The organism is Agrobacterium larrymoorei, from assembly GCF_005145045.1.
GTDB lineage: Bacteria > Pseudomonadota > Alphaproteobacteria > Rhizobiales > Rhizobiaceae > Agrobacterium > Agrobacterium larrymoorei.
This window is the reverse complement of sequence record NZ_CP039692.1, coordinates 255,137-278,116: the sequence shown is the minus strand read 5'-3', so window position 1 is coordinate 278,116 and position 22,980 is coordinate 255,137. Positions and strand designations below refer to the sequence as shown.

General features: G+C 56.7%; 19 protein-coding genes. 10 read left to right on the top strand and 9 right to left on the bottom strand.

Going from position 1 to position 22,980, the window contains the following annotated elements; all coding sequences use genetic code 11:
• Window positions 1-29 precede the first annotated feature (29 nt).
• The 3 genes from CFBP5473_RS15595 (at window position 30) to CFBP5473_RS15585 (ending at window position 3,111) form a co-directional block, all read left to right on the top strand.
• The gene (locus CFBP5473_RS15595; protein ID WP_027675241.1) at window positions 30-917 is read left to right on the top strand and encodes an ABC transporter permease; all 888 of its coding nucleotides are present in this window, start codon (window positions 30-32) and stop codon (window positions 915-917) included.
• Window positions 910-1,998: a quaternary amine ABC transporter ATP-binding protein gene (locus CFBP5473_RS15590; protein WP_037170950.1), complete on the top strand. Its 1,089-nt coding sequence runs from the start codon at window positions 910-912 to the stop codon at window positions 1,996-1,998. Before CFBP5473_RS15595 ends, CFBP5473_RS15590 begins: the two co-directional genes overlap by 8 nt.
• 90 nt (window positions 1,999-2,088) lie before the next feature.
• A complete protein-coding gene (locus CFBP5473_RS15585; protein ID WP_027675242.1) occupies window positions 2,089-3,111 on the top strand; it encodes an LLM class flavin-dependent oxidoreductase in 1,023 nt (340 codons plus the stop codon).
• A 57-nt stretch (window positions 3,112-3,168) separates the two neighbouring features.
• Here the strand turns inward: CFBP5473_RS15585 and CFBP5473_RS15580 are convergent, their stop codons facing one another.
• The 8 genes from CFBP5473_RS15580 to CFBP5473_RS15545 all read right to left on the bottom strand — a co-directional run bounded on the left by CFBP5473_RS15580 (window position 3,169) and on the right by CFBP5473_RS15545 (window position 11,711).
• Window positions 3,169-4,890, bottom strand: coding sequence for an ABC transporter substrate-binding protein (locus tag CFBP5473_RS15580; protein ID WP_027675243.1), 1,722 nt, complete (start codon window positions 4,888-4,890; stop codon window positions 3,169-3,171).
• A 78-nt stretch (window positions 4,891-4,968) separates the two neighbouring features.
• Window positions 4,969-5,250 carry a DUF2160 domain-containing protein gene (locus tag CFBP5473_RS15575; protein ID WP_027675244.1) on the bottom strand — a complete coding sequence of 94 codons (282 nt, stop codon included), beginning with the start codon at window positions 5,248-5,250 and terminating at the stop codon, window positions 4,969-4,971.
• A gap of 15 nt (window positions 5,251-5,265) precedes the next feature.
• The gene (locus CFBP5473_RS15570; RefSeq protein WP_027675245.1) at window positions 5,266-6,081 is read right to left on the bottom strand and encodes a carbohydrate ABC transporter permease; all 816 of its coding nucleotides are present in this window, start codon (window positions 6,079-6,081) and stop codon (window positions 5,266-5,268) included.
• A 14-nt stretch (window positions 6,082-6,095) separates the two neighbouring features.
• Window positions 6,096-6,962, bottom strand: coding sequence for a carbohydrate ABC transporter permease (locus CFBP5473_RS15565; RefSeq protein WP_027675246.1), 867 nt, complete (start codon window positions 6,960-6,962; stop codon window positions 6,096-6,098).
• Between the two features lie 3 nt (window positions 6,963-6,965).
• Window positions 6,966-8,036 (bottom strand): ABC transporter ATP-binding protein, encoded by a 1,071-nt coding sequence (locus CFBP5473_RS15560; RefSeq protein WP_027675247.1) that lies wholly within the window; start codon window positions 8,034-8,036, stop codon window positions 6,966-6,968.
• 12 nt (window positions 8,037-8,048) lie between these two features.
• Window positions 8,049-9,131, bottom strand: a complete 1,083-nt coding sequence (locus CFBP5473_RS15555) for an ABC transporter ATP-binding protein (RefSeq protein WP_027675248.1) — start codon at window positions 9,129-9,131, stop codon at window positions 8,049-8,051.
• A gap of 179 nt (window positions 9,132-9,310) precedes the next feature.
• Complete coding sequence (gene glpD / locus CFBP5473_RS15550) at window positions 9,311-10,819, bottom strand: glycerol-3-phosphate dehydrogenase (RefSeq protein WP_037170952.1); 1,509 nt, start codon at window positions 10,817-10,819, stop codon at window positions 9,311-9,313.
• A 127-nt stretch (window positions 10,820-10,946) separates the two neighbouring features.
• A complete protein-coding gene (locus tag CFBP5473_RS15545) occupies window positions 10,947-11,711 on the bottom strand; it encodes a DeoR/GlpR family DNA-binding transcription regulator (protein WP_027675250.1) in 765 nt (254 codons plus the stop codon).
• Between the two features lie 361 nt (window positions 11,712-12,072).
• On the opposite strand from CFBP5473_RS15545, the gene CFBP5473_RS15540 reads away from it, so the two are divergent.
• From CFBP5473_RS15540 to CFBP5473_RS15510, 7 genes are all read left to right on the top strand, one after another.
• A complete protein-coding gene (locus tag CFBP5473_RS15540; RefSeq protein ID WP_037170959.1) occupies window positions 12,073-13,668 on the top strand; it encodes a peptide ABC transporter substrate-binding protein in 1,596 nt (531 codons plus the stop codon).
• 54 nt (window positions 13,669-13,722) lie between these two features.
• The gene (oppB, locus tag CFBP5473_RS15535; RefSeq protein WP_027675252.1) at window positions 13,723-14,646 is read left to right on the top strand and encodes an oligopeptide ABC transporter permease OppB; all 924 of its coding nucleotides are present in this window, start codon (window positions 13,723-13,725) and stop codon (window positions 14,644-14,646) included.
• Complete coding sequence (locus tag CFBP5473_RS15530) at window positions 14,639-15,769, top strand: ABC transporter permease (RefSeq protein ID WP_027675253.1); 1,131 nt, start codon at window positions 14,639-14,641, stop codon at window positions 15,767-15,769. The genes oppB and CFBP5473_RS15530 overlap by 8 nt, the downstream gene beginning before the upstream one ends.
• Window position 15,770: 1 nt before the next feature.
• On the top strand, window positions 15,771-17,381 hold the full coding sequence (locus CFBP5473_RS15525) for an ABC transporter ATP-binding protein (RefSeq protein ID WP_027675254.1): 1,611 nt from the start codon (window positions 15,771-15,773) through the stop codon (window positions 17,379-17,381).
• A gap of 209 nt (window positions 17,382-17,590) precedes the next feature.
• Complete coding sequence (locus CFBP5473_RS15520; protein ID WP_027675255.1) at window positions 17,591-19,423, top strand: type I secretion system permease/ATPase; 1,833 nt, start codon at window positions 17,591-17,593, stop codon at window positions 19,421-19,423.
• A complete protein-coding gene (locus CFBP5473_RS15515; protein WP_027675256.1) occupies window positions 19,410-20,723 on the top strand; it encodes an HlyD family type I secretion periplasmic adaptor subunit in 1,314 nt (437 codons plus the stop codon). Before CFBP5473_RS15520 ends, CFBP5473_RS15515 begins: the two co-directional genes overlap by 14 nt.
• Window positions 20,724-20,871: 148 nt before the next feature.
• Window positions 20,872-21,204 (top strand): hypothetical protein, encoded by a 333-nt coding sequence (locus CFBP5473_RS15510; RefSeq protein ID WP_027675257.1) that lies wholly within the window; start codon window positions 20,872-20,874, stop codon window positions 21,202-21,204.
• A 51-nt stretch (window positions 21,205-21,255) separates the two neighbouring features.
• On the opposite strand, the gene CFBP5473_RS15505 is transcribed toward CFBP5473_RS15510, so the two are convergent.
• Window positions 21,256-22,980, bottom strand: coding sequence for a M14 family metallopeptidase (locus tag CFBP5473_RS15505; RefSeq protein WP_027675258.1), 1,725 nt, complete (start codon window positions 22,978-22,980; stop codon window positions 21,256-21,258).

Sequence of the window (22,980 nt, the reverse complement as noted above, 5' to 3'; positions counted from 1 at the left end):
GTGACGGACGTCACTGTGAAGGGGATGATATGGACTGGTTTTATTCGTTTCCGCATATGGATGACGAGGCTCTTCGGAACCTCAAGAAGATGATCGACGACGGCTTCCGCGAATTTACCCGCGCATGGGGCGGCAGCATCGAAAACTTCTTTTCTCCGTTGCAGCAGTTTCTGATTTCGGCGGAGCGCTTCATGACGCAGACGCCGTGGCCGGTCATCATTCTGATTATTCTGGCCATCGCGTGGTTCGCAAGCCGCAGCATCAAGATCGTGCTGGGCTGTCTCTTCACACTTCTGGCCATCGGCTATTTCGATATGTGGACGGATACGATGCGAACGATCTCGATGATCTTCGTCTGCACGGTGCTTTCCATCTGCATCGGTCTGCCCATCGGCATTGCCATGTCGCGGTCCAACCGGTTTCAGCGTTTCGTCAATCCTGTGCTGGATGTGATGCAGACAATGCCGAGCTTCGTCTATCTCATTCCCGTGGTGATGCTGCTTGGCATCGGCAAGGTTCCGGGGCTGATCGCCGTCGTCATCTACGCCATTCCGCCGATGATCCGTCTGACCGATCTCGGTATCCGTCTGGTGGACAAAGATGTGCTGGAAGCGGCGGATGCCTTCGGCTCGTCCGGCTGGCAGAAGCTTTTCAAGGTGCAGTTGCCACTGGCGCTGCCGACGATCATGGCCGGTATCAACCAGACGATCATGATGGCGCTGGCAATGGTGGTGGTCGCATCGATGATCGGCGTGCAGGGGCTGGGCCAGCCGGTGCTCAAGGCCATCGCCAACCAGTATTTCACCCTCGGCATCTTCAACGGCCTTGCCATCGTCGGCATCGCCATCATTTTCGACCGGATCAGCCAGGCCTATGGCAAGCGGCTCCAGAAACATCAGGAGATCGCCCATGGCTGACGGTTTCGGCGGTATCGAAATCCGCAATCTTTACAAGATATTCGGCGCCAATCCCGAGAAGCATGTCGAGGCCGTGCGCAACGGCCTGACGAAGAGCGAATTGAACGCGCGGCACGGGCATGTGCTGGGTCTTCGGGATATCAATATCGATATTCCATCCGGTTGCATTCAGGTCATCATGGGTTTGTCTGGTTCCGGCAAGTCGACTCTTATCCGTCACATCAACCGGCTCATCGATCCAACCGCTGGCGAGGTGCTGGTGGATGGGGTGGATGTGGTGAAGATGGCGCCGAAGGAGTTGCGCGAATTCCGCAGGCACCAGACGGCGATGGTGTTCCAGAAATTCGCGCTTCTGCCTCACCGGAATGTTCTCGATAACACGATTTACGGGCTTGAGGTGCAGGGCGTGCCGCGCGCCAAGAGCGTCGATATCGCCATACGCTGGCTGGAGCGCGTGGGGCTGAAAGGCTTCGAGCAGCGATATCCGAACCAGCTGTCCGGCGGTATGCAGCAGCGCGTCGGCCTCGCGCGGGCGCTTTCCAACGATGCGCCGGTGCTGCTCATGGATGAAGCCTATTCCGCGCTTGATCCATTGATCCGCACGGACATGCAGACGGTGCTTCTGGATATTCAAAGCGAGATCAAAAAGACAATCGTCTTCATCACGCATGATCTCGATGAGGCACTTCGGCTGGGAGACCAGATCGCAATTCTGCGCGATGGCGAAGTGATCCAGCAGGGAACGAGCCAGGATATCGTGCTCAGACCCGCAGATGATTACATCGAAAGCTTCGTCAAGGAAGTGAACCGGGGCAGGGTCATCAATGTCGACGCCGTGATGAGCTCGCTCCGCGGCGTGGCCGTTCCGGACGGCAAGCCCATCGCAGCAGGCACAAGCGTTGAGGATGCGATGCGGCTTCTGGCGGGCGATGGGCGTGATCTGGCCGTGGTGATCGATGGCTCTGGACAGCCATCTGGCGTCGTCACCTTCCGTCAGCTTGCAGGCGCGATGGTGAATGCCGGGAGCGAAGTGGAGCCAGCTATTGTGCAACAAGGGCTAAATTCGCGTGCGCAGGCCTGAACGGACTGTTCACTAATCTTCTCCGTACATCTTGCCGATGGCGCACTATATGTGAACCAACGAAACATATGCGCAAGCAGGTGGTACATCATGAAGAAGATTGGTTTTTTGTCCTTCGGGCACTGGAGTCCCGGCCCGCATTCGCAGGCTCGCTCCGCCAAGGACGTATTGCAGCAGTCGATTGAACTGTCTGTCGCCGCGGAAGAAATCGGCGTCGATGGCGCCTATTTCCGTGTCCATCATTTCGCCCGTCAGCTGGCTTCGCCGTTTCCGCTGCTGGCAGCCGTTGGTGCACGGACGAGCAAGATCGAGATCGGTACGGCAGTCATCGATATGCGTTACGAAAATCCGCTCTACATGGCGGAAGATGCGGGCTCTGCCGACCTGATTTCGGACGGACGTTTGCAGCTTGGCTTGAGCCGTGGCTCGCCGGAGCAGGTTATCGATGGCTGGCGCTACTTTGGCTACAATCCGGGCGAAGGTGCATCCGATGCCGACATGGGAAGACGCAGTGCGGAGATATTCCTCGAGGTTCTGAAGGGGCAGGGCTTTGCCGAACCCAATCCGCAGCCGATGTTCCCGAATCCTCCGGGTTTGCTACGGCTGGAGCCGCATTCGGAAGGGCTTCGTGATCGCATCTGGTGGGGCGCAGGTTCCAACGCTACCGCGGTTTGGGCCGCAAAGCAGGGCATGAACCTGCAAAGCTCTACCTTGAAGGATGATGAGACGGGCGAGCCGTTCCATGTCCAGCAGGCAGCGCAGATCAGAGCCTATCGTGAAGCGTGGAAAGAAGCGGGCCATACGCGTGAACCACGGGTTTCCGTCAGCCGCAGCATCTTCGCGCTGGTCGATGACCGGGACCGTGCCTATTTTGGTCGTGGCGGTAAGGAAAGCGACAGCATCGGTTATATCGATGCCAATACGCGTGCGATTTTCGGGCGCTCCTATGCGGCAGAACCGGACGAACTGGTCAAGGAACTGGCGAAGGATGAGGCTGTTGCGGAAGCCGATACGCTTCTCTTGACGATCCCAAACCAGCTTGGCGTGGAGTATAATGTCCATGCGCTGGATGCGATCCTGAAATATGTCGCGCCGGAACTCGGCTGGCGTTAACAACGTGAAAAGCCGGGGCGAAGTTCGCCCCGGCTCTTTTTGATATTAAGTGCAGAATTACTTCTGCCAGCTCTTCACCAGTTCGTCGTAGTTGACGGTGACCGGCTTTTCCTTCTCGTCCGCGATCTTCAGCTGAGGTGCAAGGTGGCCCTTGGATACGGCATCCTTGTTCCAGTATTCCAGATCGTGTTCTTCGGCCAGTTTCGGGCCCTTGTCGCCCTGAACGCCTGCGCGTTCCAGGCGCTGCATGACCTTTTCCTGTTCAGCGCAAAGCGAGTCCATTGCTTCCTGTGCGGTCTTCGCACCCGAAGATGCATCACCGACGGCCTGCCACCACAGCTGCGCGAGCTTCGGATAGTCAGGAACGTTGGTGCCGGTCGGGGACCACTGAACGCGGGCTGGCGAACGGTAGAATTCGATCAGGCCGCCGAGATCCTTGGCGCGCTTGGTGAAGCTCTCGTGGTTGATGGTCGATTCACGAATGAGCGTCAGGCCGACATGAGCCTTCTTCACGTCCACCGTCTTGGAGGTGACGAACTGCGCGTAGAGCCATGCAGCCTTGGCGCGGTCTGTCGGGGTGGATTTCATCAGCGTCCAGGAACCAACGTCCTGATAGCCGAGCTTCATGCCATCCTTCCAATAGACGCCGTGCGGGGAGGGAGCCATGCGCCACTTCGGCGTGCCATCCTCGTTGACGACGGGCAGACCCTTCTTGACTGCATCTGCGGTAAAGGCGGTGTACCAGAAAATCTGCTGCGCGACTTCACCCTGCGCCGGAACCGGGCCGGATTCAGAGAAGTTCATGCCCTGCGCTGCTGGAGGCGCGTAAGCCTTCAACCAGTCGAGATATTTCTGGATAGCGTAGACGGAAGCAGGGCCGTTGGTGTCACCACCGCGTGCAACGCAGGAGCCGACCGGCTGGGACTTTTCGTTGACCTTGATACCCCATTCATCGACCGGCAAGCCGTTCGGCAGGCCCTTGTCGCCGTTACCGGCCATGGAAAGCCATGCATCGGTGAAGCGCCAGCCGAGAGATGGGTCCTTCTTGCCATAGTCCATATGGCCGTAGACTTTCTTGCCGTTGATTTCACGGCCGGTAAAGAATTCGGCAATGTCTTCATATGCAGACCAGTTGACCGGAACGCCGAGGTCGTAGCCATACTTGGCCTTGAAGTCGGCCTTGTTCTTGGCATCGTTGAACCAGTCATAGCGGAACCAGTAAAGGTTTGCGAACTGCTGGTCGGGAAGCTGGTAAAGCTTGCCATCCGGTGCTGTCGTGAACTTGGTGCCGATGAAGTCCTTCAGGTCGAGACCGGGGTTGGTCACGTCCTTGCCTTCGCCCGCCATCCAGTCGGTGAGGTTGCGCACCTGCTGGTAGCGCCAATGGGTGCCGATCAAGTCACTATCGTTGACGAAGGCATCGTAGATGTTTTCGCCGGACTGCATCTGCGTCTGCAGCTTTTCAACGACGTCACCTTCGCCGATCAGGTCGTGAGTAATCTTGATGCCGGTGATTTCCGAGAATGCCTTGGCCAGCACCTTGGATTCATATTCATGCGTGGTCAGCGTTTCCGAAACGACCTTGATATCCATGCCAGCGAAAGGCTTCGCCGCATCGATGAACCACTGCATTTCCTTTTCCTGGTCCGCACGGGAAAGGGAAGAGAGGTCGCCGACTTCCTTGTCGAGGAAGGATTTCGCCTCGTTCATGCCAGCGTGAGCCACGCCGGTAATTGCCAGCAGCGCCGCTGCCGTCGTTGTCAGAAGATGCATTCGCATTTTAGTCCTCCCAGGGTTTTGCGATTGCTTCAGGTACTTAAAGCCGGGCCGTCCTCCGTCCCGGTATGTCGTCGGCGGCTATACGAAGCGGAAAACCCCAATCGCATAGACCACCGAAAGAGCGAGCGCCCACCATAGGCCGGGGCCGACAAAGCCGAGCCAGGCCAGATTGATGAAGGCTGAGCCGAGCAGCGAAACGAAGAGCCTGTCTCCCCTCGTCGTTTCGAACCGAAGAATGCCGATGCGCGGATTGCCGCCGGGCGAGAAATATTCCCAAACCGCCATTCCAATCAGCAGGGCAAGGATCGTCAGGAAAAACAGCGCCGTTGGCAGCGTCCATGCCATCCAGGAAAAATGCATTGTCTGCTCCTTTTGCTAGACGCGGCCCAGGGCAAAGCCCTTGGCGATGTAGTTTCGGACGAAATAGATGACCAGCGCACCGGGAATGATGGTCAGCACACCGGCTGCCGCCAGCACGCCCCAGTCCATGCCGGAGGCGGAAACCGTTCTCGTCATGGTCGCCGCAATCGGCTTTGCCGCAGTCGTCGTCAGCGTTCTGGCCAGCAGCAGTTCGACCCACGAGAACATGAAGCAGAAGAAGGCAGCGACACCGATGCCGCTTGCGATCAAGGGCATGAAGATTTTCACGAAGAAGCGCGGGAAGGAGTAGCCGTCGATATAGGCGGTTTCATCGATTTCCTTCGGAACGCCAGACATGAAGCCCTCCAAAATCCATACCGCCAGCGGCACGTTGAACAGGCAGTGGGCGATGGCGACTGCGATATGCGTGTCGATCAGGCCGAATGCCGAGTAGAGCTGGAAAAAGGGCAGGGCGAAGACGGCAGGCGGGGCCATGCGGTTCGTCAGCAGCCAGAAGAACAGGTGTTTGTCGCCAAGGAAGCGATAGCGAGAGAAAGCATAGGCCGCCGGAAGCGCTGCTGCCACCGAGATGATCGTGTTCAGCACCACATAGATGATGGAATTGATATAGCCGTTATACCACGATGGATCGGTAAAGATGATCGTGTAATTGCGAAGCGTCGGGTTCTGTGGCCACAGCGAAAAGGCACCCAGAATTTCAGCATTCTCCTTGAAGCTCATATTCACGAGCCAGTAGATCGGCAGCAACAGGAAGAGAATGTAGATCGTCGGGATCAGAAAGGAGAAGCGGGACATGGTGGAATTGTTCATAACGTTCTCCTTTCTTACGCGTCTGCGTCGCTGTTGGTCATGACGGTGTAGAATATCCACGACAGGGCAAGGATGATCAGGAAGTAGATGATCGACATTGCCGCAGCTGGTCCCAGGTCGAACTGACCGACTGCCATTTTCACGAGATCGATGGACAGGAATGTCGTGGAGTTGCCGGGCCCGCCGCCGGTGACGACGAAGGGTTCGGTATAGATCATGAAGCTGTCCATGAAGCGCAGCAGCACGGCGATCAAAAGCACGCGTTTCATCTTCGGCAACTGGATGAAGCGGAACACCGACCAGCGCGAGGCGCCATCGATACGGGCTGCCTGATAATAGGCATCAGGGATCGAGACCAGACCGGCATAGCACAGCAGCACGACAAGGCTTGTCCAGTGCCAGACATCCATGATGATGACGGTCGCCCATGCATCCACCGGATCCTGTGTGTAGTTGTAGTCTATGCCGAGCATCGAGAGGTAATGGCCGAGGAAGCCGATATCGACACGTCCGAAAACCTGCCAGATGGTGCCAACCACGTTCCATGGAATGAGAAGCGGCAGCGCCATCAGCACGAGGCAGACCGGCACACCCAGGCCCGTCTTCGGCATGTTCAACGCAATCAGAATGCCGAGCGGAATTTCGATGGCGAGGATCACGAGCGAGAAGATCAGGTTGCGCATCAGCGCATCCCAGAAGCGAGGGGAGTGCAGCATCTGCACGAACCAGTCCGTGCCTGCCCAGAAAAACTCGTTATTGCCGAACGTATCCTGAACCGAATAATTGACGACCGTCATGAGCGGGATGACCGCCGAAAAAGCGACGAGCACCAGAACCGGAATGACGAGGAACCAGGCTTTGTTGTTGACTGTCTTTTCCATGGTTCAGGCTCCTGTGCCGACGCGCCAGCTATCGGCATAAATCCCGATGGCCTTTGGATCGAAGGTGACGCGCGGCTCGGCTGGAATTTCACCGTCTTCAGGGACAACGATGGTCAGCGGGTGGCCAGCGAAGCTGGAGCGCACGACCTTCTGACGCCCGATATCCTCAACCTTGTTGATGGACACCGGCATGCCTTCGCGCCCAAGCGAGATGAATTCGGGTCTGATACCGAGTTCCGTCTTCGCGCCGGATTCGAAGGCCGGTGCCGAGGTAAGCGCGATATTCTGATCGCCAATCTTCGCCTGTGCGCCATCGAGCGAAACCGGAAGCACATTCATGCCCGGTGAGCCGATGAAGTAACCGACGAAGGTGTGGCTGGGGCGTTCGAACAGCTCCGCAGGCGTGCCGATTTGTACGATCTGGCCGTCATACATGACGACAACCTTGTCGGCGAAAGTCAGCGCTTCCGTCTGGTCATGCGTGACATAGACCATGGTGAAGCCGAACTGGCGGTGCAGGCGCTTCAACTGCGAGCGCAGCACCCACTTCATATGCGGATCGATGACGGTCAGCGGTTCATCGAAGAGGATGGCGTTGACGTCGTTGCGAACCAGTCCGCGACCGAGTGAAATCTTCTGCTTCTGATCGGCGGTCAGTCGGCGCGCCCGGCGCTTCGCCATCGATCCGAGATCGATCATCTCCAGAATTTCGTTGACGCGACGGTCGACTTCCGTTTCCGCCACACCGCGATTGCGCAGGGGAAAGGCCAGATTGTCATAGACCGTCATCGTGTCGTAGATTACAGGGAACTGGAAGACCTGCGCAATGTTGCGCTGCTCCGTCGGCAGGTTCGTCACGTCTTTGCCATCGAACAGAATGCGTCCATCGGATGGGTTTATGAGCCCGGAAATGATGTTCAGCAGAGTCGTCTTGCCGCAGCCGGAAGGGCCGAGCAGGGCATAGGCACCGCCATCGCTCCACTCGTGGTTCACTTCCTTCAGGGCGTAATCATTGGCCGCTTTCGCTTTGGCATTATAGGCGTGGCGGATGTGGTCGAGACTGATACGTGCCATGTCTCTGTCTCCTCACGCGGCAGCTTGTTGCGGGGTGGCAAGGGAACGGCCATTCACATCGAAGGCCATCAGGTGACGGGTGTCGAGATAGATATCGATCTGCCGGTCCGGCTCGATATCGAGAATGCCACGCGTCAGCATGACCCAGCGATGGCCTGCGAAATCCAGATGGATGAAGCTTTCCGAACCTGCGATTTCCGAGACCAGCGTCTTCGCTTCGAGCTTCACCGCAGCGCCGTGGGTCGGCGTTGGATAGAGATGGTGAGGATGAAACGCCACTGTGACTGGACCGTCCGCAATGCTTGCGAGATGCGGCGGTACCGCAAAAACTTGCGCGCCATTATGCAGGAAAGAACCGCCATTCTTCGTCAATTCCACGATATTCAGCGGCGGGTCGGCAAATGTTCTGGCGGAAACGAGATCGACCGGGTTTCGGTACATATCGATGGTCGGGCCATATTGCGTGATGCGACCATGATGCATGGTCGCGGTATTGCCGCCGAGAAGAAGCGCTTCGGAAGGCTCAGTCGTGGCGTAAACGAAAATCGCGCCGGAAGAAGCGAATATCTTCGGCAGTTCTTCGCGCAGTTCCTCACGCAGCTTGTAGTCGAGGTTGGCGAGCGGCTCGTCCAGGAGAACGAGGCTTGCATTCTTGACGATGGCGCGCGCCAGCGCGGTACGCTGTTGCTGACCACCGGATAGATTGAGCGGCGTGCGCTCCAGATAAGGCGTCAGCTTTAGAAGATCGGCAGCTTTGCGGACCTCGCGGTCGATTGTCGCACGATCCTTCTTCGCAATCCGCATGGGGGAGGCGATGTTTTCATAAACGCTGAGTGCAGGATAGTTGATGAACTGCTGGTACACCATCGCAACGCTGCGGTCCTGCACGCGTTTACCCGTGACATCGGCTCCGTCGAAATGGAGCGAACCTTCGGTTGGCTTGTCCAAGCCAGCCATCAGCCGCATCAAAGAGGTTTTGCCGGACAATGTCGGGCCAAGCAGGACGTTGAGCGTGCCCCGCTTGAGTAAGAGACTGGTGGGGTGAATATGATATTCGCCACCCACCATCTTCGCGATGTTGCGCAATTCAAGCATTATGTCCCGCGGCCTCCTCCAACCAGCAAGATTTCTGCATTAATTTTAGTATGCGACGCCTGTAACGGCGCTAGAGCATTTCCGCATTTCTCCGAAACGCTTCAATGCTCTAAATCTTTGTTTTAACGCATTTTCCGGACGCAAAACCGCTACGCACTTTTGCTGGAAATGCTCTATTATCAGGCAGCTTTTGCCGCCAGGTAGTTTTCAAGTGCGGCAGCTTCCTGCTTGGAAAAATGCAGACCCTGCTTCGTTCTTCGCCATAAAATATCGTCGCTGGTTCTGGCCCATTCCTGCTGGATCAGCCATTCCACTTCGCGTTCATAAAGATCACCGCCGAAGTGAAGACCAAGTGCCTCCACGCTCTTCGCATCGCCTAAAAACACAGCGGCTTTGGTGCCATAGAGCCGTATGAAACGGCGCGCCTGTCGGTCTGAAAGAAAGCCATAACGGGCCTTCAATTTGCTGACTTCAGCGTCATATCCCGTTGGTGCAAAATCGCCGCCCGGAAGCGAACTCTTGGCCGTCCAGGGCGAGCCCTTTTCACCAATGGCCTCACCGACCTTCTCGAGCGCATGCTCGGAGAGGCGACGATAGGTCGTCAGCTTGCCGCCGAAAACATTCAGAAGCGGCGCTTCGCCCGAAGCGTTTTCCAACTTCAGCACGTAATCGCGCGTGGCTTCCTGCGCTTTCGAAGCGCCGTCGTCGTAAAGCGGGCGAACGGCAGAATATGTCCAGACGATATCGTCCTTCGTCACCGGTTCGGCGAAATATTCGCTGGCCGCCTTGCAGAGATAATCCGTCTCTTCGTTGCTGATCTTCACCTGTGACGGATCGCCTTCGTAATCGCGGTCCGTGGTGCCGATCAGCGTAAAATCGGTCTCGTAAGGAATTGCGAAGATGATGCGATTGTCGGGGTTCTGGAAGAAATAGGCGCGCGGATCGCTGAACTTCTTTTTGACGATGATGTGGCTGCCCTGAACCAGACGCACATTGTGCACCTGATTGCGCCCGGCGGCATTCGAAAGAACATTATCGACCCATGGACCTGAAGCGTTGACCAGCATACGGGCTTGAACGCTTTTCACCGCGCCACTCGCCATATCCTTCACTTCGACGTTCCAGAGGCCATTTTCACGACGAACGGACGTTACCTTGGCGCGGCTCATAATGTCTGCGCCACGATCTGCGGCATCTCGGGCGTTGAGCACCACCATGCGCGCATCATCCACCCAGCCGTCGGAATATTCGAAGGCTTTAGTGAAAAGCGGTTTCAGCGGCTTGCCCGCGGGATCGCGACGCATGTCGAGCGACTTCGTTGCTGGCAAAAGCTTGCGACCGCCGAGGTGATCATAGAGGAAAAGGCCAAGACGAATGAGCCAGGCTGGACGAATGCCTCCCTTGTGGAACGGCAGGACGAAGCGCATTGGCCAGATGATGTGCGGCGCCATGGCCCAAAGGACCTCGCGTTCCATCAACGCTTCGCGCACAAGGCGGAATTCATAATGCTCGAGATAACGAAGGCCACCATGGATGAGCTTGGTTGCGCCGGAAGATGTGCCGGAGGCGAAATCGTTCATTTCGGCCAGTGTCACGGAATATCCACGGCCCGCCGCATCGCGCGCAATGCCGCAGCCGTTGATTCCACCACCGATCACGAAAATATCGCGAACTTCCTGCCCCGACACGTTTTCACTCCCTGATGCCAGCTTGCTTGAGCGGCTTTTTTATTGTTCAATTCGAAAGTTGAATGCAGTTAAAGCGAAAACAAATCGAATGTCAAACGAATGCTTAATGCATTTTCACGAAAACCTATTATGGCCCAGTTTCAATCAGATTGACCTCGTTTTCCCGGCAAATGGCCTTGATGGCGGGGATGGGACAATGATCGGTAATGAAGGTGTGAACCTGCGAAAGATGGCCGATGCGCACCGGCGCTGTGCGGTCGAATTTGCTTGAGTCGGTAACAAGAATGACATGGCGTGCGTTCGCGATGATGGCCTGCGCGACCTTCACTTCACGAAAGTCGTAATCCAGCAACGCGCCGTCATTATCAATGGCAGACACGCCGATTACCGCGTAATCGACCTTGAACTGCCGAATGAAATCAACCGCCGCTTCACCGACGATGCCGCCATCCGTGCCACGAACCACGCCGCCCGCTATCACCACTTCGATGGAAGGAAATATTCGTAACCTGTTGGCAACATTAATATTGTTCGTGATGACCATCAGCTCGTTATGGTCAAGCAACGCCTCGCCAACAGCCTCCGTCGTCGTGCCGATGTTGATGAAGAGCGAAGACTTATTGGGGATAAGCGCCGCCGCGGCCTTGCCGATTGCCTGCTTCTCCGGCGCAGCTATCGACCGTCTGGCCTCGTAGCGAACGTTTTCCGTGCCGCTGGGAAAAATGGCGCCGCCATGGATGCGGTTGAGGGCGCGGCTCTCGCAAAGCTCGTTCAAATCCTTGCGAATGGTCTGCGGCGTAACGGAGAAACGCGACGCCAGCTCTTCCACCAGCACCCGTCCCTCAGTCTTCGCCAGTTCGATGATTTCCATCTGCCTTGCGCTGAAAAACATGTCTCGCCCCTAGAGTATATATTTTCGTTTTCTTTCACTTTAGCGGAAAGCGAAAATTGCTCAAGGGCTGTTTATGGGCCATGTATCCTAATAGCTCCGATCCATTGACAACTCAATCATCATACTTTTCCACAGCCATCCGTAGAGAATTGTAGGCAACTTGTCAGTCAGCCAGACGGATCGGCGACTGGGTGAGAGTGGTTGTTTTATCGTATATTTTTGCGCATCAAGCGCGCTCTGCGGGTTTCAACAGGCCTGATGGAAAGGTTACAATTTAACCGGTTGGAAAATATTGGGGTTGCGCGTTTCCCGATTTTGTCCTTGTTTGCAGTCTCCAAACTATCTTGGGGAAACAAAAATGATGTCTATAAAAACAACAACGCGCGCTGCTCTCCTGCTAGGCTCGCTTCTGATTGGCGCAAGCTCTGCACTGGCTGAAACCGTTCTGCATCGTGGTAACGCGGGTGAGCCGCAAACGCTCGACCAGGCGCAGACCTCGATCAACATCGAAGCATTCATTCTGAAAGACCTGTTCGAAGGTCTGACGATTTACGATGCAGCTGGCAAGATCATCCCTGGCACGGCAGAAAGCTGGACGCTTTCCGATGACGGTACCGTCTACACATTCAAGCTGCGCGCAGACGCGAAGTGGTCTGATGGTACGCCGGTAACGGCTGGAGACTTCGTGTTCTCCTATCAGCGCGTTGAAGACCCCAAGACGGCGGCGAAATACGCCAACATTCTCTATCCGATCAAGAATGCCGAGAAGATCAACAAGGGTGAAGTGCCCGTTGACCAGCTTGGCGTGAAGGCGGTGGATGACAAGACGCTGGAAATCACGCTTGAGCGTTCGACTCCGTTCTTCCTCGAACTTCTTGCGCACCAGACGGCTCTGCCGATTTCCAAGGCCAGCTACGAAAAGAATGGTACCGATTTCGTCAAGCCGGGCGTCATGGTTTCGAACGGCGCTTACAAGCTTGAAGCTCACGTTCCCAATGACAGCCTGACCGTGGTCAAGAACACCAATTTCTGGGATGCAGCCAACACCAAGATCGACAAGGTCATCTTCTACCCGATCGACGATCAGGCCGCGTCCGTTCGTCGCTTCGAAGCGAAGGAAATGGATCTCGCCTTCAACTTCTCCGCAGACCAGATCGAGCGTCTGAAGAAGTCCTATGGCGAACAGGTTCACGTTTCGCCGACGCTTGCGACCTATTATTACACCTTCGATACCCGCGAAGCGCCTTACAACGACGTTCGCGTTCGCCGCGCCCTTTCCATGGCTGTCGACCGTGACTTCCTTGCCAAGGAAATCTATAGCGGTTCGCAGGTTCCGGCTTATTCCATGGTTCCTCCGGGCATGGCGTCTTACGGTGAGCCTGCAAAGGCAGATTTTGCGGGTCTCTCCCAGCTTGACCGTGAAGACGAAGCCGTCAAGCTGATGAAGGAAGCAGGCTATGGCGAAGGCGCCAAGCCGCTCTCCATCGAAATCCGCTACAACACCAACCCGAACCATGAGCGTGTGGCAACGGCTGTCGCGGATATGTGGAAGAACACCTTCGGTGCTAACGTTTCGCTGGTAAACCTCGACGTTGCTTCGCACTATGGTTACCTGCAAGAAGGCGGCAAATACAATGTCGCGCGTGCCGGCTGGGTTGCCGACTACGCGGATGCGGAAAACTTCCTCGCGCTCTCGGTCTCTTCCAACAAGACCTTCAACTATTCCAAGTTCAACAACGCGGAGTTTGATGGGCTGATGCAGAAGTCCTACGATGAGAAAGATCCTGCAGCCCGTTCCAAGCTGCTGCATGAGGCTGAAACCATTCTCATGAAAGAGCAGCCCGTTGCGCCGCTGCTGACACAGGCGGACCTTTGGCTGGTTTCCAACCGCGTGAAGGGTTGGCAAGACAACGCTGCTAACGAACACCTCAGCCGCTTCCTGAGCGTTTCCGAATAAGCAGTGCTGGCACGGTGGCCAAAACCACCGTGCCACGCCGGAGCCTGAAAAACTATGATCTCATTTATTCTGCGCCGTTTGGCGAGCGCCGTGCCGACGTTGTTTATCGTCGTCACGATTTCGTTTTTCCTGATGCGTTTTGCGCCGGGCGGTCCGTTCAACCTTGAACGCCCCCTGCCGCCGCAGACCATGGAAAATCTGATGAGAACCTATCATCTGGATGAGCCTCTTTGGCGCCAGTATCTCATCTATCTCGGCAACGCCGTTACCGGCGATTTCGGCCCGAGCTACATCTATAAAGACAATACCGTCGCGCAGTTGATCGGCAAGGGCCTGCCTTACTCGCTGGAACTGGGCTGCTACGCTCTTCTTCTGGCGCTGGTTGGCGGCATTCTTGCTGGAACTTTTGCCGCGCTTCGCCAGAACAGCGCTTTCGATTTCTCCATCATGTCCATCTCGACGGTTGGCGTTACCGTGCCGAACTTCGTCGTTGCTCCGGTTCTGACGCTGATCTTCGCCGTACTTCTCGGCCTTCTGCCTGCCGGTAGCTGGGGCGATGGCTCGCTGCGATATCTCATTCTTCCGATGATTGCCCTTGCTTTGCCGCAGCTTGCAGTCATCGCGCGTTTGACGCGCGGTGCTATGATCGAAGCGCTGCGCATGGACCACATTCGCACGGCCAAGGCCTATGGTCTTCCAGCCCGCAGTGTCGTCGTGTTCCATGCCATGCGTGCAGCCATGCTGCCGGTCGTGTCCTATCTAGCGCCTTGCGCGGCAGCGCTGCTTACGGGTTCGGCGGTTATCGAGACGATCTTCACGATTCCGGGCGTGGGCCGCTACTTCGTTCTGGGCGCCATCAATCGTGACTATACGCTAGTCATGGGGACCGTCGTTCTCATCGCCATCTTCGTTATCGTCTTCAATCTCGTGGTCGATATTCTCTACGGCCTGCTCGATCCGAGGGTCAGACATGACTGATATTTCCGGCAATATTGCCCCCCAACAATCGGTGAAAAGCCGAAGCCTTTTCCAGCTTGCCGCCTTGCGTTTCAGAAGAAACAAGGCGGCCATGGCTGGCTCCATCATGCTGGTGCTGATCACGCTTTTCTCGTTCATCGGGCCGCATTTTCTCACGCATACCTATGATCAGGTGTTCTCGTCCTATGTATCCGTGGCGCCAAGCCTCGAGCCGCGCCCGGATGTGAACAATCTGCAAGGCGTCATGGAAGGCGTTGCTGGCCGTGCCCGTGTGGAGCTGAAGGAGTTTGCCGTCGAAGGTCAGACCTTTACAGCAACCGTAACTTCCAGCAGCCAGATCGATCCACGCACGACCCGTTACTTCGACCGCGCCAACGAGTTCGAAAACACCAAGGTCGTCGCAACGGAAGATGATGGACGCACGCTGAAGCTGGAAGGCGATGTCAATCGCGAATACTTCTTCTTCGGTACGGATTCCAACGGCCGTGATATGCTGGCCCGCGTTATGCTGGGCGGGCAAATCTCGATTGCGGTCGGCGTTCTAGCCAGCCTTGTTTCGCTCGGCATCGGCGTTCTTTACGGCGCGACGGCGGGTTATATCGGCGGGCGCGTCGACAATGTGATGATGCGCTTCGTTGAAATCCTCTACTCCCTGCCATTCGTCTTTCTGGTCGTGGTGCTCGTGGTCTTCTTTGGTCGCAGCTTCATCCTCATCTTCCTCGTTATCGGGGCAGTGGAGTGGCTGGATATGGCGCGCATCGTGCGTGGCCAGACGCTTGCCCTGAAACGGCGGGAATTCGTGGGGGCCGCACAGGCATTGGGTTTGAGTGACTGGCAGATCATCCGCCGCCATATCATTCCCAATACGATTGGCCCTGTCGTGGTGTTCGTGACGGTTGTTGTGCCGAAGGTCATTCTTCTGGAAAGCTTCCTTTCCTTTCTCGGTCTCGGTGTTCAGGCGCCGCTTACCAGCTGGGGCGCGCTGATTTCCGAAGGCGCCAACAATATTCAGTCTGCCCCATGGTTGCTGATATTCCCGGCAATCTTCTTCGTGCTGACGCTGTTTTCGCTGAACTTCGTGGGCGACGGGTTGCGTGATGCACTCGATCCAAAGGATCGTTGACATGAATACGACATCTGAAACCATTCTCACTGTCCGCAATCTCAAGGTGGACTTCACGACGCCAGACGGCACGGTCAGTGCCGTCAAGGGTATCGATCTGGACGTCAAACAGGGTGAAACGCTGGCCGTTGTGGGCGAATCCGGCTCGGGCAAAAGCCAGACCATGATGGGCATCATGGGTCTGCTTGCGTCCAACGGCGTGATCCAGGGCTCGGCGAAGTATCGTGGACGCGAGTTGATCGGGCTGCCGGTCAATGAGCTGAACAATATTCGCGGCGCGAAAATCACCATGATTTTTCAGGAGCCGATGACTTCGCTCGATCCGCTCTACAGGATCGGCGCGCAGATTGCCGAGCCGATCATCCACCATCGCGGCGGTAGCAAAAAAGAAGCGCGCGCGCGTGTTCTGGAACTTCTGAAGCTTGTTGGTATTCCTGACCCGGAGCGTCGCATCGACAGCTATCCGCACGAGCTTTCCGGCGGCCAGCGCCAGCGTGTCATGATTGCCATGGCACTGGCGAACGAGCCGGATATCCTGATCGCAGATGAGCCGACCACGGCGCTCGATGTCACGATCCAGGCGCAGATTCTCGATCTTCTGAAGTCGTTGCAGCAGCGCTTCGGCATGGCTGTGGTTCTAATCACGCACGATCTTGGTGTGGTTCGTCATTTTGCAGACCGCGTTGCCGTTATGCGTCGTGGTGAGATCGTAGAATCAGGAACGACAGAAGACATTTTCGAGCGCCCGCAGGCCGACTACACGAAGATGCTTCTGGATGCCGAACCCAGCGGTCACAAGCCGCCGGTCGGCGGTGAGGCGCCTGTCGTGCTGTCTGGCCAGAGCGTGACGGTCGATTATGAAATTCCGGGCGGCTTTCTGTCGAAGTCCAGTGAGTTTCGCGCGGTGGATGGCGTCAGCGTCAACCTGCGCCAAGGCCAGACCATCGGCATCGTCGGTGAATCCGGCTCGGGGAAATCCACGCTCGGTCGCGCGCTGCTGCGTCTGACGCCCGCCAAAGGCCGTATTCTCTTCGGGAAAAAGGAAATTACCGGGCTCGACCGAAAGGCGATGCGCCCGTTGCGGCGACAGTTGCAATTGGTGTTTCAGGACCCTTACGGCTCTCTTTCGCCGCGTCAGACGGTCGGCGAGATCATCACCGAAGGTCTGTTCGTCCACGAGCCACAGCTCAGCCGTGCGGAGCGTGACAAGCGCGCCATTGAAGCGCTGAAGGAAGTGGGCCTCGATCCGGCTGCGCGAAACCGCTATCCGCACGAATTTTCGGGCGGTCAGCGGCAGCGTATCGCAATTGCACGCGCCATCATCCTCAAGCCGGATGTCGTCATTCTGGATGAGCCGACATCTGCCTTGGACCGTTCGGTGCAGGGCCAGGTGATCGATCTCTTGCGTGAATTGCAGAAGGCGCACGGCCTTTCCTACATTTTCATCAGCCACGACCTTTCGGTTATTAAGGCGATTTCCGATTACGTTATCGTGATGAAGGATGGAAAGATCGTGGAAGAAGGCGAAACCGATGCGATCTTCAACAATCCCGCTGCTGACTATACCAAGACGCTGATAAAATCTGCTTTCACGGCAGATGTGGCTGCCTGATAGCGCATTGAGTTCATTGGAAATTTTGAAAACGCCCTGGATCGCAGGGCGTTTTCTTTTTTAATATATAAAATGCTAATTTCGAATTTTCTTCATTCCCTATCAGTCTCTGTGGGTCAAATCTGCTTCTATTCATATATATTTCCTTTCGCCATTATTGCTTACGTGCTGTCTCAAGCGCACGACCTCTTGGGCATGAGGATGATAATTTGGCATCGTGGAAAGACGAGCGACCGACGACGCAATCGCTGACTGCGGCGGTCGTTTCGCCGTTGAAAACAACGTTTTTAGGCCTCGCCCTCGTCAGTGGGGTGGTGAATGTGCTGGCTCTGACGTCGCCCCTGTTCATGCTTCAGGTTTACGACCGCGTGCTGGCAAGCGGCAGTGTGCCGACGCTGATTGGCCTTGCTGTCCTGGCGCTAGGCCTCTTCGCGTTTCAATGCATGCTCGACATCATCCGCGCCCGCGTCCTGATGCGTATTGGAGAGCGTTTCGATCTACGCTTTTCCAAACGTGTCCACGATGCCGTTACGCGGCTACCGCTCATCTCGCGCGTTTCTGGTGATGGTCTTCAGCCATTGCGGGATCTCGATAATGTTCGTGGTTTCGTATCTGGCTCTGGCCCAACCGCATTTTTCGATCTGCCATGGATGCCGTTCTATCTTGGCATTTGTTTCCTTTTCCACTTCTGGATTGGCGTTACCGCTCTTGCAGGTGCCATCCTGTTGGTGTCACTGACACTTTTCACCAATATCTTCACGCAAAAGCCGGTGCGTGAAGCGACAGCTGAGAACATGGTGCGCAACAGGCTGCTGGAAGCTTCCCGCCGCAATGCGGAGGTCATTCAAGCCATGGGCATGGGCGGGCGCCTTGGGTCGCGTTGGCAGGGCGCCAATCAGGCGTATCTTCTCGCCAACCGAAAAGCCGGCGATGTTGCGGGCGGGCTTGGCACCGTTTCACGGACGTTCCGCATCGTCCTCCAGTCCGCAATTCTCGCCGTTGGTGCACTGCTTGTGATCGAGCAGAAGGCAACGGGCGGCATCATGATTGCGAGTTCGATCATGATGGGGCGAGCGCTTGCGCCCGTGGATCTGGCTATTGCCAACTGGAGGTCTTTCATCGCCGCCCGGCAGAGCTGGGGGCGGTTGAAGACCCTGCTTGGGCAGGTGCCCGCGTTACCGGAGACACTGCCTTTGCCCGCGCCTGAGCGGGAGTTGCGGGTTGAACATGTCGTCGTCGCTCCACCCGGAGAAAGGAAGCCGACCGTCACTGGCATCAATTTTCAGCTGGCAGCGGGCTCCGCGCTTGGCGTCATCGGGCCATCCGGTTCGGGCAAATCCACGCTTTCACGCATTCTGACCGGGGCATGGTTGCCGATTGCGGGGCAGGTGCGTCTTGACGGTGCGACTTTCGATCAATGGGATCGCGAAGCGCTGGGCCAGCATATCGGATATCTGCCGCAAGGCGTCGAACTTTTCGAGGGGACGATTGCGCAGAATATCTCCCGTTTTTCCGATGAGGCCAATGCGGAAGCAGTGATTTCTGCGGCGAAAGTGGCAGGCGCGCACGAGCTTATTCTGCGTTTCGAAAAGGGATATGAGACCGATATTGGTGAGGCGGGGTCGGCGCTTTCTGCCGGGCAACGCCAGCGCATAGGGCTTGCGCGAGCGCTTTATGGAGAACCGTTTCTCGTGGTTCTGGATGAGCCCAACGCCAATCTCGATGCGGATGGCGAAGCTGCCGTGATCAGGGCGATTGCATCCATTCGGGAGCGAAAAGGTATCGCCATCGTCGTTGCACACCGGCCAAGCGCCATTGCTGCGACCGATTATGTGCTGATGATGGAAGAGGGCAGGATGCGTGCCTTTGGCCCGCGGGATGATGTTCTTTCAAAGGTTTTGAAACCCGCTGCGCCCGCCGCCAAGGCTGGTTCCTACAATATTTCCGCCCAAACGCTAGCTCCCTTGCGCGTCGTTGCCGATATCGGCCAGCGCTCTGGCGGTATGGAAGCAGTGAAGGAGGATGCGGATGCGAAATTCTGATCCTGATTTCTTGGCGTCCAGCTCTATCCGAACACACTTGATCGCAGCGCTTGCCGTGAGTTTCTTCCTTGTTGGAGGCGTCGGTGTCTGGGCCGCAACCGCGAAACTTTCCGGCGCCGTGGTCGCCTCCGGGCATCTGGTGGTGGATAGTTATGTGAAGAAGGTTCAACACCCGACAGGCGGCGTCGTCGGTGAAATTCTGGTGAATGAAGGGGACCATGTCGCTACGGGTCAGGTTGTCATGCGGCTGGATGCCACCCAGACCCGCGCGAACCTCGCCATCGTTTCCCGGCGGCTGGATGAGTTATCTGCCCGGCGGGCGCGGCTGGAAGCAGAGCGTGACGATCAGCAGACTCTCACTTTTCCGCAAAGCCTTCTTGATCGGCAGGGCGACCTTGATGTTGCTGCGGCTATGCAGAGTGAAACGAGGCTGTTTCAATCCCGCAAGACCTTCCGCGAAGGACAAAAGGCCCAGCTGAATGAGCGTATTGCGCAGTTCAGGCACGAGATTGAAGGCCTGAAAGCGCAGGAGGTTGCTTATGACCAAGGGCTTTCTGTGCTTCAGGCCGAAATCGGGTCGCAGAAAGGGTTGCGCGATCAGGGCGTTGTTTCCGTACAGCGGTTGAACAGTCTTGAGACGCAGGCAGCGACATTCGGTGGCGAGCGAGGTGAAAAGATCGCCTATCAGGCTCAGGTTGCTGGCCGTATTTCCGAAACACGCCTGCAAATAATCCAGATCGATCAGGAACTGAAGACGGAAGTTGGCCGGGAACTCAGGGAAATCGAAGGCCAGATGGGGGAGTTTGCGGAGCGCAAGGTGGCCGCACAGGATCAGCTGAAGCGTGTCGATATCGTCGCTCCACAGGCGGGTGTTGTGCATCAGATGGCCGTGCATACGGTGGGCGGCGTCGTGACGCCTGCCGATCCCATCATGATGATCGTGCCGGAAGGGGATGATCTTGCGCTGGAGGTGCAGATCGCGCCGAAGGATATCGATCAGCTTCAGCTTGGGCAGGAAGCGTTGCTGCGCATGTCGTCCTTCAATCAGCGTGTCACGCCGGAAGTCAACGGGCATATCGTGCGAATTGCGCCGGATCTGACAGTGGATCAGCGCACCGGCCAGTCCTATTATCTCGTCCGCCTTGTGGTCAATGAAGGAGAACGGGCAAAGCTTGGTGGTCTCGCCCTGCTTCCCGGCATGCCTGCCGAAGCCTTTATTCGAACCAGCGAAAGAACCGCGCTTTCCTATATTCTCAAGCCGCTGACCGATCAAATTACCAGAGCGTTTCGTGAAGAATAGTCGTTGGTCAGTGTGGTCTAATGTGTGCCATGGCTTGGGGATTTTCTTGGCTCAGTATGCACAATCAAAAGGAACCGGTGCCGTTCCTTCGCGTTATAGCGGCGTGAAACAATTACGTGTGCCACAATAGAAGGCACCAGGAGGCATCATGCTGAAGGTAATTCAAGTTGCGGGACTTGCCGTTACTATGGCGGTTTCAAGTGTAGCCATGTCGGGCTTTGCCCAGGCACAGGACGTAGAACTGCGGCTTGGACCGGATGGTGTTCGCCCGGTTATCCGTGACCGCGACTCCGACCGCCGTGGTCCGCCTCGCATGCGAGGTTGCAGTGAACGCGAAGCGCGTGCTGCCGCCCGCGATTCCGGCCTGCGTGATCCCGAAGTCGTTCGCGTGACCCCACGTCGCGTCGTCGTGCAGGGCTACACACGCCGTGGCTCCGATACGATCACCTTCGCCAACGAGCGTGGCTGCCCGGAAATCTGAGTTTAAGACAATTAAGTAAAAGGCCCGTCTTTGGCGGGCCTTTTTGCGTTTTCAGGAGGTTTTCATGATGTCTTGCCAGGCATCATAGGCTGACAGAACCGTTTCCATCTGCGCCGTATGTCCCGCGATAAAGTCCGGGCCGTAAATGGTTTCATCGGGATATTCCGTGATCAGTGTCATCGGCACATCGTGGCGATCATCCACAGAAGCGAGGCAAGGAAATCCGTTGATGATGCGAAAGCCGGTTTCGCCGGCGTGGATTTCATAAAGCGCGATCTGGCGGTTATTATATTCCAGGAGACCCGGAATGGCGCCGAGATGCTTCGTGACGCGGTCGAGCAACGTTTCAGCTTGGTTTTCCCAGTTGCTGTGATATCGCGCAATGAGGAAAAACCCTTTCGGCACCGTCCACATGGCAAAATTCCGTGGCACGTAACCCGATAGCGGGCGCGTCCATTCATGAGACGGATAACCGTGCAGGTTCACATGCAAAAGCGCACCGCTCAGGCTCTGTGCCTGAAAGCGGATTTCCTTCTCGTTGATGAAGCCGCCTGCGGTCTTTTCTGTGCGATATTCCAGATCATCGCCCAGCGCGGTATAGCGCGCGGCGTGATGCATATGTCGCGGATTATCCTTGCACAGGCGCTGATGCAGCGCATAACCGTCAGGATTTTCCAGTGGCGAGATGGTGAAATGCGCGCCGTCTCTCGCTGAAAGAAGCTTTGCTGCGCGCAACGCACCGGCGACGCCGGTCGTCTCATTGGCGTGCTGGCCGCCGCTGATCATCACGGCGCTGTCGGAACCGCTGCGATAGCGTCCGTTCACCGTGCGGCCCGAACGCGTCTTCGCGTGAAAGCTTTCGCCCCCGATGCTTGCGAGCTCGTTCTGGATTTGAGCGTGAGACAGCGGCTGGCTGGCGCTAACCGTGCTCTGCTCCGGTCCATCGGTAAACCCGGCAGACAGCGAGCGCAGCTCCACGCGAACCGAAATCTCGCCAACCGACTGGATGATTTCAGGCACGATCTGGCCGGGCTTCAGGCCTCGATCGCCAAGTGGCCGACCGGACTTTTTCTGGAAGAACTCTAGAAGCGAGAAATAGAAGTCTTCGTGCAGGGCTTCGCGCAGGCTGGTACGCTCATCGCCCACATGCAGCATTTCATCGGCTGCGGGATAGGTAACGCGGATGTTCAGCTCTTCGAAATAAGGCTCCGTTTCACCCCACCGGTAGGTGGTGATGGCATCCATCGTTTCGGTAAACAGTGCTTCGTAATCCGTCCCGATCCTGCCGCTCTCGGTGCCGCGCGTTAGCCATCCAGTTGGGGAAACGCTCGTTTCACCGGCAAAATCCGTATGGACACGGTTGGGTACGGGCACGACGATCTTGTTTTCTTCGCCAGCGCGCGTTTTCAAAAGAACGTCGTATTGAAACGCGTCGTCCCGTCGCCCGAGGAAGCTGATCTTGCGCTCGCCGACCATCGCCGCTAGCGGATAGGCTTCCAGGCGAAAACGGTTCTCCGGGGCGTTTGGATGCACCGGGTAGTGGATTTCGATGGCAACGATATCCGAAAGATCAATGTCCTCGATAAAGGCATGGACAAGCGGTTTGTAGGCGCTGAAGATGCGGGCTTGAACACCTTTTTCAGCCAGTTGCCTTTCGGTGTCCAGACGGCTTTCGCGGTCGTCGAAAGTCCAGGCCTGAAGGCTCTCGCCTTGTTTTGCCTCGGCAACGAGCTTGTCCAGCGTGCGTTCGAAACGCTTTTCGAAAATGACGGTCAT

Coding starts and splice junctions, on each gene's coding strand:
- CFBP5473_RS15515 (WP_027675256.1), top strand. CDS start 19,410: ATGCGAAATTCTGATCCTGATTTCTTGGCGTCCAGCTCTATCCGAACA.
- CFBP5473_RS15595 (WP_027675241.1), top strand. CDS start 30: ATGGACTGGTTTTATTCGTTTCCGCATATGGATGACGAGGCTCTTCGG.
- CFBP5473_RS15505 (WP_027675258.1), bottom strand. CDS start 22,980: ATGACCGTCATTTTCGAAAAGCGTTTCGAACGCACGCTGGACAAGCTC.
- oppB (WP_027675252.1), top strand. CDS start 13,723: ATGATCTCATTTATTCTGCGCCGTTTGGCGAGCGCCGTGCCGACGTTG.
- CFBP5473_RS15585 (WP_027675242.1), top strand. CDS start 2,089: ATGAAGAAGATTGGTTTTTTGTCCTTCGGGCACTGGAGTCCCGGCCCG.
- CFBP5473_RS15560 (WP_027675247.1), bottom strand. CDS start 8,036: ATGGCACGTATCAGTCTCGACCACATCCGCCACGCCTATAATGCCAAA.
- CFBP5473_RS15545 (WP_027675250.1), bottom strand. CDS start 11,711: ATGTTTTTCAGCGCAAGGCAGATGGAAATCATCGAACTGGCGAAGACT.
- CFBP5473_RS15565 (WP_027675246.1), bottom strand. CDS start 6,962: ATGGAAAAGACAGTCAACAACAAAGCCTGGTTCCTCGTCATTCCGGTT.
- CFBP5473_RS15555 (WP_027675248.1), bottom strand. CDS start 9,131: ATGCTTGAATTGCGCAACATCGCGAAGATGGTGGGTGGCGAATATCAT.
- CFBP5473_RS15575 (WP_027675244.1), bottom strand. CDS start 5,250: ATGCATTTTTCCTGGATGGCATGGACGCTGCCAACGGCGCTGTTTTTC.
- CFBP5473_RS15530 (WP_027675253.1), top strand. CDS start 14,639: ATGACTGATATTTCCGGCAATATTGCCCCCCAACAATCGGTGAAAAGC.
- CFBP5473_RS15580 (WP_027675243.1), bottom strand. CDS start 4,890: ATGCGAATGCATCTTCTGACAACGACGGCAGCGGCGCTGCTGGCAATT.
- CFBP5473_RS15540 (WP_037170959.1), top strand. CDS start 12,073: ATGTCTATAAAAACAACAACGCGCGCTGCTCTCCTGCTAGGCTCGCTT.
- CFBP5473_RS15590 (WP_037170950.1), top strand. CDS start 910: ATGGCTGACGGTTTCGGCGGTATCGAAATCCGCAATCTTTACAAGATA.
- CFBP5473_RS15570 (WP_027675245.1), bottom strand. CDS start 6,081: ATGAACAATTCCACCATGTCCCGCTTCTCCTTTCTGATCCCGACGATC.
- CFBP5473_RS15510 (WP_027675257.1), top strand. CDS start 20,872: ATGCTGAAGGTAATTCAAGTTGCGGGACTTGCCGTTACTATGGCGGTT.
- CFBP5473_RS15525 (WP_027675254.1), top strand. CDS start 15,771: ATGAATACGACATCTGAAACCATTCTCACTGTCCGCAATCTCAAGGTG.